General features: G+C 73.0%; 7 protein-coding genes. 6 read left to right on the forward strand and 1 reads right to left on the reverse strand.

What is annotated here, in order from left to right; translation table 11 throughout:
- Positions 1 to 21 precede the first annotated feature (21 nt).
- Positions 22 to 354 carry a WXG100 family type VII secretion target gene (locus tag AB0E94_RS47620; protein WP_360341657.1) on the reverse strand — a complete coding sequence of 111 codons (333 nt, stop codon included), beginning with the start codon at positions 352 to 354 and terminating at the stop codon, positions 22 to 24.
- A gap of 348 nt (positions 355 to 702) precedes the next feature.
- On the opposite strand from AB0E94_RS47620, the gene AB0E94_RS47625 reads away from it, so the two are divergent.
- The 6 genes from AB0E94_RS47625 to AB0E94_RS47650 all read left to right on the forward strand — a co-directional run bounded on the left by AB0E94_RS47625 (position 703) and on the right by AB0E94_RS47650 (position 17,891).
- Positions 703 to 1,107 (forward strand): YbaB/EbfC family nucleoid-associated protein, encoded by a 405-nt coding sequence (locus tag AB0E94_RS47625; protein WP_360341660.1) that lies wholly within the window; start codon positions 703 to 705, stop codon positions 1,105 to 1,107.
- A gap of 8 nt (positions 1,108 to 1,115) precedes the next feature.
- Entirely contained in the window at positions 1,116 to 1,598 is a 483-nt protein-coding gene (locus AB0E94_RS47630; protein ID WP_360341663.1) for a hypothetical protein, read from the forward strand.
- A gap of 9 nt (positions 1,599 to 1,607) precedes the next feature.
- Positions 1,608 to 14,399: a hypothetical protein gene (locus AB0E94_RS47635; RefSeq protein ID WP_360341666.1), complete on the forward strand. Its 12,792-nt coding sequence runs from the start codon at positions 1,608 to 1,610 to the stop codon at positions 14,397 to 14,399.
- Positions 14,396 to 15,052: a type VII secretion system-associated protein gene (locus AB0E94_RS47640; RefSeq protein ID WP_360341669.1), complete on the forward strand. Its 657-nt coding sequence runs from the start codon at positions 14,396 to 14,398 to the stop codon at positions 15,050 to 15,052. The genes AB0E94_RS47635 and AB0E94_RS47640 overlap by 4 nt, the downstream gene beginning before the upstream one ends.
- A 111-nt stretch (positions 15,053 to 15,163) precedes the next feature.
- Positions 15,164 to 16,165 carry a hypothetical protein gene (locus tag AB0E94_RS47645; RefSeq protein ID WP_360341672.1) on the forward strand — a complete coding sequence of 334 codons (1,002 nt, stop codon included), beginning with the start codon at positions 15,164 to 15,166 and terminating at the stop codon, positions 16,163 to 16,165.
- A gap of 82 nt (positions 16,166 to 16,247) precedes the next feature.
- Positions 16,248 to 17,891, forward strand: a complete 1,644-nt coding sequence (locus AB0E94_RS47650) for a serine/threonine protein kinase (RefSeq protein WP_360341675.1) — start codon at positions 16,248 to 16,250, stop codon at positions 17,889 to 17,891.
- The last annotated feature ends 7 nt before the right edge of the window (positions 17,892 to 17,898 follow it).

The raw sequence follows: 17,898 nt of genomic DNA on the forward strand, positions 1-17,898 counted from the left end.
AGGCCGGAAGGGGGTGACCGGTCACAGGCCGGGCAGGCCGCCGGACGGGGCCGCGACCGGGGTGTCCTGGACGCCGTTGCCGAGCGCCTGGCCCCACTGCTGGGCGAGGTTCGAGGCGGTGTCCTCCTGGCCCTCGTACAGCTTCGCGTTGCCGCCGAGGCTCTCGATCATGCTGATCAGGGCGGTGATCACCCGCTTGAACCCGCCCTCCCAGTTGTCCATGGCCTGGTTGAAGTTCGACGACGCGGTGCCGTCCCAGGTGCTCTGGAGAACCGCCATCTCCTGGTTCACACTGGACAGCTGCCCGTTGAAGATCTGGACCTTGCCCTCGAACTCGACCCGGGCCGCGGCCATACCCTCTTGGGTAGTTCCGACGTTCTGCTGCTGAACTGCCACTTTTACCTCCCGCGAGGGCCCCAACCGGGTGGGGATGCCCGCTCTGTCTAGGACGCTGCGATGCACACGCTTCGCGTCATGGCAGCGTCCCAGCGATGTCGACGGCGGCAAATGCCCGAAGCCCGGGTGTGCACGCTCGGACCGGCGATGCTGCCCCGACTGACATCCGGTCCGTGCCTCCGCGGGCCGGGGCGCGGCCGTGCGGGTAACGGTCTTGCCCGTCGGTCCCCTATCGGCCCGGATTCCCTTGTCCGCCGGTTCCGGGCCCGGCTTTGCTGGGTGGTCTCTGACGGAAGAGGGCCGAGCATGCCGGACGACCACCGCCTCGAAGCGATGTTCGAGGAGTACCAGCGTCAGCGCCTGAGCCTCACCGAGCTGCACCGGCGGATCCAGGCGATCACGGCCACCGCGTCGTCGCCGCGCCGCGAGCTCGACGTGACGGTGAACCACGCCGGTTCGGTCGTCGACCTCACGTTCCACGGGACCGCGTACCGGCGGCTCGCGCCGAAGGACCTGTCGGCGCTGATCCTCAAGACCATCGAGGACGCGAAGGCCAAGGCGATCGCGGAGTCGGCCGAGCTGATCGCCCCGATGATGCCGGCCGGCCTGAACGCCCGTGACCTGCTCGCCGGCCGGCTCGGGCTGAACGACATGGTTCCGGCCGACGGGCCGCGGCTGCCGCAGATCGTCACCGAGCAACTCCAGCGCTAGGAGGCACGATGTCCGACGAGCCGCTCTACGTCGACCCGGAGCGCCTGGCCGCGCACGCCCGCCCGTACGAGGCGGCGGCACACGACTGGCGTCGGCTGCGCAGCCGGGTGGCCGACATCCGGGCCCGGTACTACGGGGTGTGGGGTGACGACGACCTGGGTCAGAAGTTCGGGCCGTCGTTCGTCGAGGGGCTGGACTCGGTCGAGGCGCGGGTCGAGGTGGTCGGCACCACCCTGGGCTACTACGGCGAAGGGCTCGTCGAGAACGGCAAGATCTTCGGAGAGGCCCGGGACGACGCCGAGCAGTCGACCTACCTGCTGCTCGTCGACTCGGAGACGGTCGGCGGGCACGAGGTGCCGGCCGACCCGAACGCGCCGGCCCGCCGGTTCATGGTCGCCGAGCCGGCCGAGGGCACCACCGAGCAGCCGGTGCTGCGCCGGGCCATGCGCGTGCAGGGCCGTCTGCTCACGCCGGGCGAAGAGCCGGAGTAGCCGTCCGGCATGGACCTGCACATCCCCGACGACCCCGAGTACCAGTGGGCGTACACCGCGATCCTGATCGCCTCCGGTGAGCAGTTGCCGAAGGCGGACATCACCCAGTTGCGGGCGATGACCGCGGAGCTCAACCAGGTGGTCGCGGCGATGATGGCGCTGAGCACCGGCATGGGCGGCCTGTCCACGAGCGTGTTCAGCGCGGTCAGCGGGCCGACCGCGCGGGAGTTCTACAACGCGACCCGCAACGTCACCGACGGGGTGCCGGACGACATCAACCTGCTGCGGCAGATGATCGCGCAGGCCGACGACTTCACGCTGGACGCCGAGCAGACCCAGTACTCGGTCGCCATCGCCATGTTCCTGACCGTTTTCGACATCTTCCTGGCGCTGGTTTCCGGCTTCGGGTACCTGGTGCCGTTCCACATCGCGGGCGGCGGCGGAGTCGTCCGTGCGCTGATCCAGGGCCTGAAGTTGCGGCACGTGGGACGGGGGCTGTCCAAACTGCACGTGCCGCCGCTGCCGAAGGCCCCCAAGGCCCTGCCGAAAGTGACACCGAAGGACGTCCCGAAACCCACCCCGAAGACCGTCCCCAAGGACACCCCCACCCCGAAACCCGCACCGAAACCCAAGGACACGCCGACACCGGCCCCGAAGGACCCGGTTCCGCCGGCGAAGCCGCCGATGACCAAGACCGAGCAGGCTTTCCGGTACGGCGGGGAGATCGTCGAAGAGGCCGTGCAGGAGGGCCTCCAGGAGATGGCCGAAGAGGGCGTGGCCATGGGCATCCAGACGGTCGAGGGCAACCGCAAGGTCGGCCAGATCGACTGGAACCAGTGGCTGCTCGCGGGCGCGGGCGGCGCGATGATCGGCGGGGTCGCCGCGGCGTGGAGCGGGGCGGTCAAGAAGATCCTGCCGAACTTCGCCGACGGCATGAACGGCCGCGCCATCAACGGGGCGATCGGTGAGGTGCTCGGCGAACTCGGCTTCACCAGCATCGTCGGCGGCGATTTCGTGCCGTGGGCCACCGTCACGTCGTCGATGCTCGGCTCGTACGGCGTCGACTACGCCCACCAGGTCAGCAACAACCTCGCCGGCGTTCCGGAGGGCGGCGTGGGCCGGGGTTCCGGCGGCCCGGACCCGGTCACCCCGCAGACCGTCCAGGACTACTTCACCGAACTCAGCGACACCCTGCGCGACGCCGGCGGCGACTTCGCCCAGCTCGCCCCGGTGGTGGACGCGCTGGGCGCCGACGTCGTCAACGAGATGACCGGCCAGCCCCTGACCAACGGCCCTGCCGATCCCGCCGGCACCCCGACTGGGACTTCGTCCGGCGGCCCGGCGGGCAGCCCCTCCGGCGTCCCGGCCCCGGTGGACGGCGGTGGCATCACCACGAGCACGGACGGTCCGGTGACCGCGGGTGGCGCTGCCTCGCCCCCGTCCGCCGCCGCCCCGGAAACGGCCACGAACACCTCGCCGGCGCCGTCGGCTCCAGGCTCCCCATCCGATCCGCAGTCATCTCCCACCCCGTCCAATCCCGCGACCGGCACCACCGCTCCCGCCCCCGCGCCGGTTGGCCCCGCCGTTGACACCGCCACTGCTCCGCCCGCCCCGGCCGGTTCCACCGCCGACACCACTGCTCCCCCGCCCGCCCCAACGGGTTCCACCACCGACCCTGCCTCATCCCCGCCCGCCCCGGGTGGTTCCACCGTCGTGTCCCCGCCCGTCCAGGGCGGTTCCACCGCTGCGCTCCCTCCGGTCCCATCGCCGGTCGGAGGTGACACCACCGCACCGGGCCAGTCCCCGGTGACGCCCAGCGCGGGCACCACGCCGCCGAGCACCGTCCCGCAGACCGGTGGCACGACGACCACCGGTCTGCCCGGCTTCGACAACCCGGCCGCCCCCGGTGGCACGGGTCCCGCGAGCACCGGGTCGCCGCAACCCGGCAACCTGACGCCCACACCCGGCGTCACCTCGGACGGCCCGACGGCGACCGCGCCCAGCGACAGTCCGGCCGCCACACCGGCCGCCACCCAGGAGGGCCAGCCGGCGCCGTTCCCGGCCACCCAGACGGTCCCGACCACAACGACGGCCCCGGCCGAGACCACACCACCCCCCGCGCCGATGTCCGAAAAGGCCCAGGAGCAAAGCCCGCCGGGCCCGACCACGACGGCGGTGTCTCAACAGACGACGACAACCGCAACACCGGTATCGCCGCAAATCACCACCACGACCACCACATCGGTATCGCCGCAGAGCACTACGACAACCCCGGCGCCGGTGTCCCAGCAGAGCGCGACGACACCCACGACATCGGTGACCGGACAGGTCGCCGCACCGGTGAACCCGCAGACCAGCACGACCGCCGCCCAGAATCCTCCGCCCCCGCAGCAGCCCGCCCCGGCTACGACCACCCAGCCGGCCCCGACCGGCGTCCCACCGCAGCCGGTGAAGGACATCTCGACCGACGTCGACATCCCCACCACACCGGCGACCGAGGCCACGGAGCACCGCGAGCCCTCAACCGAGGTGGCGGTGCCCGCCGAGGCTCCGCCGGAGTACCGGGAGTCCCCGGCCGAGGAGGCGGGCCCCCCGGTCTACGAGGCCAAGGAGCCGCCGCCACCGGCCTACACCGAAACGACGACCGAGTCCGGCACCCCGGACGGCGGGACCACCGAGCACGCGCCGTCGACGGGGACGCCGGAGAAGGCCGGCTTCCGGTCCGAGGCGGCGGTCCCGGCCCTGGCCTGGACCGACGGCACCCCGACCGGCACGTCCACCGAGCCCACCGGGCCGATTCACGTGCCGGCCGGGCTCCGGCTGATCGACAGCGCCACCGACCCGGCGCACTTCGACCACGCCGGCCGCGCCCCGCACACCGGCACCTACCAGGTGTTCGGGCACGGCACCCCGGACGGCGTCACGATCGGCCCGCGCACCATCGGCGCCGCCGAACTGGCCGCGATGATCAAGGCCGACCCGGCCTGGGACAACCGCCCGATCCGGCTGATCGCCTGCGACACCGGCGCGGGCCCGCTGGACACCGACCGGTTCGTCAACGAGCTACGGCGGCACCTGCCCGGCGTACGCATCGATGCCCCTCGCCGGACCGCCTGGACCACCGCCGACGGTGACGTCTTCGTCGCCGGGACCAGAATCGTCGGCGGACGCCGACGCCCGGATCTGACCCCGCACCCGGACAACGCGTGGAGCACCGGCACCGCCAGCCGCAACGACGGCGAGACCGACGAGTCCGCGGAGACGATCCACAACCGTCCGGTCGTCGAGTCGGTGACCGCGAGCAACCGCCCGCCGACCGAGGTCGATCTGGATCCGGACGATCCGTGGGCGATCGGCATCGAGATCGAGACGAGGTTCATCCTCACCGAGGACGTGCGCTACAACACCGTGCTGGCACAGACCCCGCCGGGCGCCCATCCGGCGATCAAGCTGGTCGTCGACCACGACAGCCTGCACGAGCCGATCATCGAGATCGTCACCGAGCCGCTCGGCGCGATCGACGGCGAGCGGCGGCCACCGGCCGGCCCCGCCTTCGAGGTCGTCAACCGGCTGATCGACCGGCTGCACGAGGCCGCCCGCTCGGGACGGGACATGCCGCTGGCCGAGATCCTCGCGCCGTTCCAGTCGTTCCGGGTGACCGACGCCGGCCGCGACCTCTCCTATTCGACGAGCCGGGCCGGCCCGGCGATCGGCGCCCTGTTCCAGCAGGTCGCGGACACCGCCGCCGACCCGGAGCACCCGTCGGTCGTCCTGCTGAAACAGGGCATCGAGTTCGGGCAGCGGCTCGCCGAGCAGCTGGCCGACGACAGCGTGCGGGATCTCGGCACGCTGGCCTACACGCACACCGCCGCGCTGCTGGCGTCGACGGCCGACGCCATCACCGAGAACGGCGACCAGGACCAGCTTCCCCAGCGGATGCGCGGCTACCTGGCCGTCGCCGCGCCGGTGAACCTGGGCGCGATCGTCGCCGGCCTCTCCCCGCAGACCCGGCAGCTGATCGAGGACAACTTTCCGGACATCACCCGTGCATTGGCGCTGACCTGGAAAGGCCAGAACCCGGGCAAGGCCGCCGTCCTGGACAGCCGCCTCGGCTCCGGACAGACCTACTACGATCTGGCCCCGGCCATTCCGGCGGTCACCGCGAACCTCCTGCTGACCGGCCCGGCCCTGGAGCAGTCGGGGGTGCCGCCGATCACCGCGGACACCCCGGCCGGGCAGGACCTGGCGGAGGTGCTCGCGCCGCCGGTCGCGTTCCAGGTCAGCGATGCCGGCGGCAACGCCAAGGTGGAGAGCGGCGAACCTGTCGAACGCAGCCTCTACACCCAGTTCACCGTAGGGACACCGATCGACGGCATGGCGGAGTTCTTCCGGGCCGCCGCCGACGACGCGGCCAGCAAACCCCGCAAGTCCGGCACACCGTCGCCGGCTGTCACCCTGCTCAACGACGGGCTGACGTTCGGCGACGCGCTCGCCGCGGAGTTCGCCACGACCTCCCCGGACCCGCGTCACCGGGAGGTCGTGCGCGGCATGGGCGCCCTGGTGTACAGCCACACCGGCGCGATGTTCGAGGCGAACGTCGACATCATCGAGAAGCAGACCAAGGGCAAGGACCTGCCCCGGCTGACGAAGAACTATCTGACCGCGGCGTCCCGGGTGGACCTGAACGCGATCAACGCGCAGCTGCCACCGGACGTCCAGCGGTTCCTGGAGCAGAATTCGCAGGCCATCGCCGAGCAGATCCAGAACCGGTGGCGGCAGACCGCCCCGGAACGGTCGAAGATCCTCGACGACCGGCTCACACCCGGCCAGACCTACTACCACCTGGACGAGATCACGTCCCGGGTGGTGGCCAGCACCCTGCTGACCCGGGCCGCCCTGGACCGGGCCGGTATCGAGCCGATCAACCAGAGCGACGCCTTCGGCATCCGCACCTTTCTGACCGATGTCGACACCCGTACCCCCGGTGATCCGGTCGTCGCCTTCGAGGTCCGCCAGCCGAACACCCATCAGAGCGACCCGGCCCGCACCGGCATGCCCGGCACCCGCGAACGGTTCGACGACTACGCCGAGCTGACCAACCGCCTGTATCACCAGCCCGCCACCACCCCGGCGCCTGCCGACGTGGTCATGGACGAGGCGCTGAACTGGGCGGGCAGCTCCGAGCCGACCGGTCCGGTGCACGTGCCCGGCGGCCTGCGCCTGATCGACGCCGGCACCGACCCGGCGCACTTCGACCACGCCGGGCGGGCGCCCCGCACGGCCGTCTACCAGGTGTACGGCCACGGCACCCCGGACGGCATCCGGATCGGCACGCGCACCGTCGGAGCCGCCGAGCTGGCCGCGATGATCAAAGCCGACCCGGCGTGGAACGGGCGGCCGGTCCGGCTGATCGCCTGTGACACCGGGGCCGGCCGGTTCGTCACCGACCTGCGGCGGCACCTGCCGGGCGTACGCGTCGACGCCCCGCTCCGGACCGCCTGGACCACCGCCGACGGTGGCGTGTTCGTCGCCGGAACCACCGTGTCCGGTGGCCGCCGCCGGCCGGACCTGACCGCGCACCCGGACAACGCGTGGAGCACCGGCGCCGCCCACCGGAACCCGGACGAGACCGACGAGTCCCCGGAGACCGTCGCCCGGCGGCCGGTCACCGAGACCACCTACCCGTCCACACCCACCGGCGCCGACCTGGACCCGGACGATCCGTGGGCGATCGGGGTGGAGATCGAGACGCAGTTCGCGCTGGACACCCCCGGTGACGTCGACGTCGGCTACGCGACGGTGCTGGCGCAGACCCACGACGGCATCCATCCGGCGATCAAGCTGGTGATGGACCACTCCGGCGGCGAGCAGATCATCGAGATCGTCACCGAGCCGCTGGGCGTGATCGACGGCGAGCAGCGGCCACCGGCCCCGCCCGCGTTCCAGCTGATCAACGACCTGATCGACAGGCTGCATCAGGTGACCGCGACCGGCCGGAACACCCCACTGGCCGAGGCGCTGTCGACGCTGCCGCAGTTCCGGGTCAGCGACGTCGGCAGCCAGGTCGGCGTCATCGGCGGGCAGTCGCCGAAGCAGGTCTACACCCAGTACACGGTCGGGGTGCCGCTGGCCGGCATGCCGGAGTTCCTGACCAAGGTGGTCGAGGACACCCGGACGAGGAACACCCGGGAGCCGCTGGAACACGGGCTGGAGTTCGCCCGCCGCCTCGCCGAACACTTCGGGACCGGCGACCCGCACCTGAACCGGCTGGTGCAGGGCATCGGCGCGATGGCCTACACGCACACCGCGGCGATCCTGTCCAGCGCCGCCGACCTGCTGGAGTCACAGCGCGACGGCAAACCGGTCGAGCGGCTGACCAAGAACTATCTGGGCGCGGCCTCCCGGGTGCAGATGTCCGCGCTGAACGCCCAGCTGCCGCCGGTCGTGCAGCGGTTCCTGGAGGAGAACGCCGAGGCCATCGGCCAGGAGGTGATCAACCAGTACCGGCGGCAGGCCCCGGACAAGGCGGCTCTGCTGGACGGCAAGGCCGGCGCCGACGGTCTGGCCAGTGTCTTCGACGTCGACCCGCGGGCCCGGACGCTGCTGCTCAACACGATCCTGACCGAGCCGGCCCGGGCCGCCCGTGGCGTCGCGACGATCGACCAGAGCGACGCCCTCGGCATCCGCACCCACCTGACCAGCCTGGACCATCAGACCCCGGGCGGCCCGGTGGTGCCGCTGGAGGTCCGGCAGGCGGACACCCACCAGGCGCGGCAGCCCGGCCTGGCCGGTTCGCACGCCAGGTTCACCGAGTACGCGAACCTCAGCAACCACCTGCACCAGCAGCACGGCGCCGCGCCCGACGTCGAGATGGACGACGCCCTGGGCTGGGGGCCGGCCCGTCCGCCGTCGCTGTACACGCTCGAGGAGGAGCCGGAGAACGACGCCGAACTGGCCCGCGCGATCGAACGGGCGCTGCCCGGCTACCTGCGCGAGAGCCGCCAGCTCGGCCTGGCCAAGCAGGCGCCGGTCCAGGCGCGGATCGACCCGCCGGACCTGACCGCCCTGGTCCCCGGCCTGGACCCGGAGATCCACGAGCAGTTGCGGCGCCTGATGCGCGACGACGTCGACAAGTTCCTCGGCGACGGGCACGCCGAGCCGGTCGTGGTCGACGGGAAACCGGCCGACCTGGTGATCCGGGCCGTGTTCGACACCACCGGCCTGACCGCGTCCACCAAGGACGCCGCCGGAGGCAAGGATCTGAAGGCGACCGGCAAGGACACCGGCAAGACCACCTCGGCCACCTCGGTCACCGACGACCAGAGCCTCAACCCGCGGGCCGCCGTCGCCGCGTTGCCGCCGCTGGTCGCCGACATCGCGGTCACCGTTCCGATGGCGGCGAGCACCGGCAGCGCACACACCGGCACCGTCGAGGACACCGTCACCCGTACCGTCAAGCTGAAGAACGGCGTGCCTGTCGACATGCCGCTGCGGTACATCGCCGAGCTGCGCGATCCGGGCGGCCGGCCACTGGGTGACCCGGTGACCGCCGACGGGCGGGTGGATCTCGTGGTGCCCCGGGACCTGCGCCGCCCACGCGGCGCGGCCTCCGGCAGCCGCCCACCGGCCGGCGCGGTCGTGGAGAGCGCCACCGCCCGGCCCGGCCCGGCCGGGGACTTCTTCACCCAGGTCGCCGCGAAACTCGACCTGGACGCCGACGGCAAACGCGCGCTGCGCGAGTTCCTCAGCGACCGGAACCTGCAGAAGGAACTGCACACCCTGGAACGGACCGGCGGCTGGGTCACCTCCGATCCGCTGACCGTGCGGCCGAGCCGCAACCCGCTGCGCGGACCCCGGTCGACGGCGGTACGGATGCGCCTGGTGCCCCGCCTGACCCGGGTGGTGGAGACCGTCGACGACGCGGAACACGAGGTCACCACCGCCCACACGGCCCAGCGCGACGACAACCGCAACGCGTCCCGGACGGTCGGGATCTCCGGTGGGGCCGGCGCGGGCACCGAGGCGGGCGCGGCGAACTTCGCGGTCGGGCCGCGAGCCGGGTTCAGCCGGACCACCGAGAACGGCCAGGAGCACTCCGCGACCGTCGCCGGAAAGCAGGTCACCACCAGCGCCGGGCCGATGACGCGGTTCCAGGTGGTCTACGACCTGGAGGTGGCGCTGCCCGGCGGCACTCCGCAGCGGCTGGACGGCGTCGTGGACAGCTTCCAGTGGACCACTCCGGACCGGCTCGGCGACGAAGCGTGGCCCGGGCTGCACGGCGACGACCGGGAGGTGTTCGCCCCGCCGAACCTGGAGCACGGCATCTCCTTCGACGGGTCGATCCCGCAGCTCGGCGACACCAGCGGCCTGTTCGACGCGATCGCCGCCGCGCTGCGCGACGTGCCCGGCAAGCCACGCCTGGACCACTCGCTGTTCGGCCTCTTCCTGTCGGAGAACGACCTGCTCGGCGACATGGGCGACCCGAGACACGACGGCCACCCGGACGCCGACGACCGGGCCGGATGGCGGCGGACCGACGAGGTCCGGGCCACCCTGTCGGAGGATCACCTGGTCACGGTGCTCAACCGGATCATCGGGCCGGGCCTGAAGATCCCGGTGCGCTACGCGGGGGTCCGCCACGACTACCCGACGATCATCACGATCACCGGTGTCATGGGCCCGCTCTCCGACGGCCCGACCGCCGGCCGCCGCGCCGACGGCACCGCGACCCGGCTCAAGGAGAAGTCGTCGACGGTGTCCGGCCGGGGCACCACGACGACCGCCGAGATCGGCGTCGAGGGCCGCCTCTACGGCCCGGCGGCCAAGCTGTACGGCACCCTGCTCGCCGGCATCCGCTTCGCCCGCACCTCGACCCGCGCGCAGAAGCTCGGCCTGTCCCAGGGCGCCACCTTCCACCTCGACCACGGCACGAAGGTGAAAGCCGACGGCACCATCGACAAAGGGCCGGTGCGGGCGTTCGCGACCGAGCTGACGCTGACCGTGCGCTCGGAGTCGTACCGGACCCTGAACACGGTCGGCCGCCGCACCTCGATCGGCGGACCGGGTCGCGACATGCCCGCCCCGGTCCGGCCGGCCGCCGTCGCGCCACAGACCCACACCCTGCCGGTACGCCTGTACGTGCCGGACGACCGCACCACCCGCACCAGACCACCGGCACGCCGCACGCCCCGGCCGGTGACGAGCGAGCCGATCGGACGGCCGAACCCGGTCACCGGCATCGGCGGCGGCTATTCGCGGGACCTGGACGGCAACCGGCTCACCGCGTTCACCGCGTCCCCGGCGCTGGAGGCCGCGACGATGCGGGTGCTGCGGGCCGCGTCCGGCGGCGATCCACTGTTCGACTCGGGCGCCACGACCATCCCGCTGACCGTCGCCGAGGCACTGTCGCCGGAGTCGATGACGTCCAGCCCGTCGTTGTTCAGCTCGGCCACCGAGATCACCGGCCTGGCGCACGAGCGGCGAACCGCCGACACCACCGCCCAGGCCGCGATCCGGCTGCGCCCGGCCAACCCACGGATCATCGACACCGGCGGGTACCGCAAAGGCAAGCGGTCCCACTCCGGCGGAACCACGTCGAGCAACGTGAAGGGCCGCCAGTTCGAGGCCGGCGCGACGGTCACCGGTGTCGGGTCGGTCGCGCACACCCCGCTGCCGGCCGGTCTGCTGCGCTACGTTCCCGGCGGCATCTTCGTCGGCCAGCTCGTCCCGCTGAGCCGTAAGTGGGGACGCAGCCGCGGCCAGGACCTGTCCGGCGGCTCCCGGCTGTCGCTGACCGGCCGGGCCGAACGGATGGTGCTGGTCCAGCTCGACCTGGACGCCGAGGTGACCGCCGAAGTGCACGAGAACCCATGGCATCCGGGCCACGGCCGGACCCGGTCGGCGGCCGAGCACGTGCTGGTCCCGGACGGGGTCCAGATGTGGATGACCGAGGCCCAGTACCACCGGCTGCGGGCGCACGACGCCGAGTTCGCCGCCACCCGCGCCGACATCGAGACGGCCCGGGAGCAGCAGCGCGAACGCGACGGCCTGGACGCCGGCCAGCGGCAGGAACGCGACACCCAGCGGCAGGCCCACACCGGCGCGCTGCGGGACCTGAGCCGACGGCAGGAGCAGGAGCGTGCCGCGGTGGCCGCCGATCAGCGGCGTGAACTGCGCGAACGCCGCGACGAACTACGACGGCAGCAACCGGTGCCGGCCGGACCGGAACCCGGCGGCCCGGCCCCGGTCAGCGTCTCCCGGGAGCTGGACCGGCTCCGTGAACAGCAACGGGACCGGCTGCGCGCCCTCGACGAGAACCACACCGCCGCCGTCCAGGCGCTGACCACCGACCAGGAACGGGCGCAAGCCGAACTGCTGGCCGGGCACCGGGACACGGCCCGGGACATGTCCGGGCGGCACAACGACGACCTCCTCCGGCGGCTCGACGAGCGGACCGCGCGGGCGGTGGCCGTACAGAATGAAGCTCCGAAACCCGAGGCGGCGCGCAAGGTGCCGGACGGTCTGCTGCCGTCGCCGCCTGTTGCTCGCCCCGCCGGGGCGGTCCCGGTGACCGGCGCGCCGAGCGTCGGCATCGGCGGGTCGCTGACCCCGATCGACCTCGGCGACCGCCTCGACCACCTGCGGTCCGGCCTGGTCAAGGGCCTCACCCGGCAGTACGGCGGCGACGAGGCCAAGGCCCGGCAGACCGCCGAACGGCTGCTGCCCCGCGACGGGCTGGCACGCCCGCACGACAACAGCCGGGCGGTCCGCGAGTTCCTGTCCAACCTGCACGGGCATCTGCCCGGCGGGCTCAACGGCGGCCGCACCCAGCCGTTGCGCCTGGAGGACCGGCTCACCGGCCACACCTACTATTTGGCCGCCGACATCACCTTCGCGGCGCCGCCGGCCGGCGCCACCGTCGCACACGTCGACCAGCTCGGCGTCTCCGGCAAGGTGGAGATCGCCGACAGTGTGGTCAGGTCCCGGTGGCGGCAGAAACTGGGCGGCTCGGTCACCGCCCGGTTCAACCAGACGCTGCGGGAACCCGGCACGCCCGCCGCTCCGCGGGCCGGCTCGCTCGGCATGGCGCTGCGCGGCGGGCTGAAGTGGGGCACCCGGGACCGCAAGGACACCACCGGGCGTACGAGTGTCCACAAGCAGGCGCTGACCGCGACCGGGCCGGTGGCAGCGTGGCGCGGGCAGGCCACCGTGGAGCTGTCGATCACCCGCGGTGACCGACACCTGGGACGCGACGGCCGGTCGGCCGGCGCCGTGCTCGCCACCGATGTGCAGACCCGGGAGGTGGAGTTCCATTCGCTGCCCGGCGACACCCTGCCGGCGCCGAGACCGGGACACACCCGGCTCGGCCAGACCGGCCCGATCCTGACCGTCGACCGGGCCGGGCACACCGAGGCGGCCCGGGAGAGATGGCGCACGGCGGACGGGACGCTGCGGCTTCCCGACGAGCCCGACGCGTACGCCGTGGAGCGCCTCCTGCCGGACATGGCCGCCCTGCGGGCCGCGGCGGCGCAGGCGATCCTGGATTCCGGCGGTGACGTCGACGACGACACCATCGCCGCCCTGGACAGCGCGCTGACCCCGGACACGATGGCGACCGCGCTGCGGGCGATGACCGGCGGCACGTTCGCGGTCCCGTTGCCGATCGGCGCCGACCGGTACCTGTACGTCGACGCCCGGATCCTGTCCGGTTCGGCCCGGCTGGCCGGCGCCGACCACCGGATCACCATCAAGAGCTCGGTCAGCGACGACCACAAACACCAGACCGAGGTCAAGCACACCGGCGTGGAGACGGCCGTCGCCCCGGTCGTGGCCATGGCGGCGGGCAGCACGCACGGCGCCCAGCGCCGCGACTTCCAGTCGGTGATGGGCTCCACCCAGGCCGACCGGGACCTGCTGACGACCGGCTCGCCGGCCCTGTCGACGAGCATCGAACACGGTCACAAGCTCGCCGGCCGGGCCGCCACCGAACGGCCGGAGAAGGAGACCCTGACCCGCGGGCTGCTGTACGACGTGGGGTTCCGGTTCAGCGTGTCGGGCAAGCCCGGCGTGTTCTCCGACGGGTCGCGGCACACCGGCGGCACCGAGGTCCTGGTCACCGATGCGGTGCTGCTGCGGGTGCGGGACAGCGTCGCGGTGGAGCTGACCGGGAGCACCCTCCCGGACGGGCTGACGGCGGCGGCGCAGACCCTCGCCGACGCGTCGCAGACCTACACGGACGCCGCCGCGCGAACCGACGCGGTGCGGCGCGGCGGCGGTGCGATCCGGTCGCTGGCCGCCGCGGAAGCCGCCGAGAACGCGGCCGCAAGAACCTGGGAAAAGGCTCTCCGCGGGTACGGAAGCGCCCTCCACGAAGCGCAGCAGCCACCACCGCCGCCCGCGGCCCCCGTCGTTCCGCAACCCGTCCCCGCGCCCGCAGTGCCGGCTCCGGTCCCGTCAGTACCAGCCCTGACACCGTCGGAACCAGTCCCCGCACCGCCGGAACCTGCCCTCGAATCAGTCCCCGCACCGCTGGAACCAGTGCCCGCACGGCCGGAAACGGCTCCCGTCACGCCGGAATCGGTTGCGGTGACGCCCGGGCAGCCGACCGGAGACGGCAGCGCCGCCGCCGGCCCGATCGTGCCCTACGTCCCGCAAGGTGACGCCGATCTGGATCGTGTCCTAGGGGAATCGGACGACGTCACCGGTACCCGGACCACCGGACAGCCCGCGACGATCCAGCCGCTCCAGCAGATGCCGGTCCGTGACGGCGGCACGTTCACCGTGATCGGAGCAACGAAGTGACCGACAGGTACCTGCTGCTGGATCCGGCGTGGACCCCCGGCCCGGACGACGGGAGCCCGCCGGCCTCCGCGGTGGCCGGATCCTGGCCGGTGGCCGCCGACGGGCGGATCGCCGGATTCCGGCCGAACCCGGCCTACCGGCCCATCGACCCGGACGCCCCGGCGGACCCGCTCGACGCCCTGCTGCGGGGCACCCCGCCTGTCGAACTGGTTCAGCTGCTGCTGCGTGACGCGGTCTTCGACGTCGCGTGCGACGAGCAGGGCCGGCCGCTCGTCGTCTACGCGCCCGACCACACGCTCTGCCTGATCGTCGCCACCAGCGCACCCCAGCGTGACATCGTCCCGGTGGCCGGATGGCAGCGGACCGACCTGCTCGGCCTGATCGGGCAGCTGGACGACGGGGTGGACGTGCTCGCCAACCCGTACGGCCCGGCTCCGGCCCGGATCACCGGCGACGACGTGCGGGCCGCTCACCTGCTCGACGACGGCGCGCTGGCCGCGGCCCGCGCCCGGCTCCGGCTCCTGCTGCCACCGCACGGCACCGAACTCCCGTCCTGGGCCGGCGGCCCCTCCGTACCCGATCCGGCCGTGGGCCCCAGCCCGGCCGGGTCGACCCGGACCGCCGTGGACGTCCGCCCGTCCGGGCAGATCTGACGGGCGGATCGAGCACAAGGCCATCGGCGGGCTCGCCGGACGGCGGCGTACCGGTCACATTGGTAGGCGTGCCCGGCGCCCGGCGGGCCGGACACGACCGAGGAGCCCCCGGTGACCGATGCCGACCTGCACGAGATGCTGTTGCGGGCGGCCGGGAACGCCGCCGACGACCTGGTCGCCACCGCGCGTGACGAGCTGGCCGCCGGCCGCCCCGCCGAGACCGCCCGGATCGTCGCGGCCGGGACCGGCAGCGGCTGGTTCCGGCCCACCGACGCCGACCTGTCGCTGCTGTCCACCCTCGACCCGGCGATCGACATCGCCGCTCTGCGGGCGGTTCCGGACCTCTCCGAGGACTGGGAGTTCGCCCCAGCGGTACCCGAGGCCGGGGCTCCGACGCTGATCGCGCTGGACCTGACCACCGGTGGGGCGGCCCTCGACGGACCGGACGCCGGTGCGGTGCGGGCCGCGGCGGCCGTGGACGGCGCGGTCGCTCTGTGGCGCGCGTGGCGGGCACCGACCGTGCTCACCCCGGAGATCACCCGGGTGTATCTGCTGGCCGTCACCGCCGCACCGGCCGGGATGCCGGCGATCACCGCCCACCTTCACGCCGCGCTGCGGGCGGCCGGGGTCGGCGACCCGCAGGTGGAGGTGTTCCGGGACGGCGGCGAACCGCCCGCCTATCAGCGCCTGGCCCGGGGCCGGTCGGCTCTGCTGTGGGCCGGTGTCCCGGCCGTGCCGGTCGCTCTGGCCCGCGACTTCGACGGCGAGGACCCGCCCTTCGAACCCGGCCACGAACGTCTCGGCCCCGAGGAGGCCGGCCGGGTGCTGGGCTTCCTGGCCGCCGGCGAGTCGCTGCTGGCCACCACGGCCCGCGAGCACGACGTCCTGGACGGCACGCTCGGCCCGGTGGTGCCGCAGAATTTCCGCACCGACGGCCGGTGGATCTGGACCGACGTGTCCGGCTACTACCTGCGGACGTACGGTCTGGCGCCGGACCCGGAGCTGCTCGACCACATCCGCCGGTGCGGCTATCGTGCGCCGGTGCCGGATGACGTGGCCCGGCACCGGGCGCTGGTCGAGCTGTTCCGTCCCGATCCGGCTACCGCGCAGTAGCCCGCCCGTTGCGGGTGGGCGGTGATCGTCTGCCAACATGTGGCTACGTCACGGGGGCCGAGCCGGAGGAAACACGGGGTTGATGAAGCCGCTGTCGCCCAGCGACCCGCAGCAGGTGGGTCCGTACGACCTCGAGGGCATCCTCGGTGCCGGAGGCATGGGCACGGTGTATCTGGGCAGGTCACCAGGGGGCCGGCCAGCCGCTGTGAAGGTGATCAACCCGAGCTATCTGGCCGACCCGGAGGCGGTCGCCCGGTTCCGCCGGGAGGCGGCGATGCTGGGGACGGTGCGTAGCGCGTACACGGCGACATTGATCGACGCCGAGGTCACGACGGCGCCGTTCTGGATGGCGACCGAGTTCATCCCCGGCCCGACGCTCGCCGCGACCATCGCCGAGGAGGGCGCGCTCTCCGCGCAGCGGTGCCTGGGGCTGCTGGCCGCGGTCGCCGAGGGGCTGGCCGACATCCACCGGCACGACATCTGCCATCGTGACATCAAGCCGCAGAACGTGATCCTCTCGCCGACCGGTCCGCAGCTGATCGATTTCGGGCTGGCCCGCGGCATCGACGAGTCGGGCCTGACGGTCGGCGGCATCACGCTCGGCACGCCCGGTTTCATCGCTCCGGAGCTGATGGCCTCGGACGAGCTGTCCCCGGCCACCGACGTGTTCGCGCTGGGCGCCACCGTGGCCAACGCGGCGACCGGCCGCCGGCCGTACGGCGGCGGCACGTTCGAGACGGTGTATGTGCGGCTGATGCACGAGGACATCGACCTCGACGGCGTCGATCCGGGGCTGGCCGGTCTGCTGCGGGCCTGCACCGCGAAGGATCCGTCGGCCCGGCCGACTCCGGCGGAGATCGTCGCCCGGTGCCGCAGCCTGCGCTCCCCAGGTTCCCCGCCCCCGGCAACAGCGACACCTGGAACAGCGACCCCGGCAACAGCGCCACCGGCAACAGCGACTTCGGGGGCCGCGATCCCGGCGACGGCGGCAGCAGCCCCAGCCGTGCCCGACACACCACCGCCGGCCGTGACGCTCCACGATGTTCCGGTCCGCCGCCGCCGGACCGTGCTGACGGCCGCCGCCCTCGTGGTCGCCGGCGCGCTGGTCTTCGCCGGTGGCGCGTTCGCCGCCCTGCGGCTCGCCCCGTCGGCGTTCCCGATGGCGGCCACCGCCGCCACCTCTCCGGCGCTGCCGCCGGCGCCGTCGCCGTCGTATTCGGCGCCGGTCCGCCCGTCCCCGTCGCGGACCACGGTCTCCCCGTCCCGCAGCCGGTCACCGAAACCGTCGAAGTCGCCCAAGCAGTCGCCGTCCCCGTCGCCGAGCACGGTCAAGCCGGTGACCACGCCGACAACCGGCGACGGCCGGTGCATCGTGATGCCGGCCGACGACTCCAACGGCATGAAGATCTCGGTGGCCAAGTGCACCGGCGCCGCGAATCAGAAGTGGACCTTCACCAAGGAGGGCGCCCTGATGAACGCGGCCGGCACCAAATGCCTGGACCTGGGGGCCAACGGCGGCGCCGACATCGGCAACCAGGTGCAGATCTGGGACTGCAACTTCAGCGGCGCCCAGCTGTGGGTTCCGCAGCCGGACAGCACGCTGTTCAACACCGGCTCCGGCCGTTGTCTGGGGGTGCTGCCGCAGGGATCCGGCGGCCCGGCGCTGTCCGCGAAGGTGTGCACGAGCACGGCGCTCAACCGCTGGCAGCTGCCGGTCTCCCGGTGACAGGGCC

The sequence above is a fragment of the Actinoplanes sp. NPDC026670 genome (genome assembly GCF_040638175.1).
In the GTDB taxonomy this organism is placed as follows: Bacteria; Actinomycetota; Actinomycetes; order Mycobacteriales; family Micromonosporaceae; genus Actinoplanes.

Bases quoted from the DNA above. Each gene is read 5' to 3' on its own strand.
- AB0E94_RS47620 (WP_360341657.1), bottom strand. From the start codon at position 354: ATGGCCGCGGCCCGGGTCGAGTTCGAGGGCAAGGTCCAGATCTTCAAC.
- AB0E94_RS47625 (WP_360341660.1), top strand. From the start codon at position 703: ATGCCGGACGACCACCGCCTCGAAGCGATGTTCGAGGAGTACCAGCGT.
- AB0E94_RS47630 (WP_360341663.1), top strand. From the start codon at position 1,116: ATGTCCGACGAGCCGCTCTACGTCGACCCGGAGCGCCTGGCCGCGCAC.
- AB0E94_RS47635 (WP_360341666.1), top strand. From the start codon at position 1,608: ATGGACCTGCACATCCCCGACGACCCCGAGTACCAGTGGGCGTACACC.
- AB0E94_RS47650 (WP_360341675.1), top strand. From the start codon at position 16,248: ATGAAGCCGCTGTCGCCCAGCGACCCGCAGCAGGTGGGTCCGTACGAC.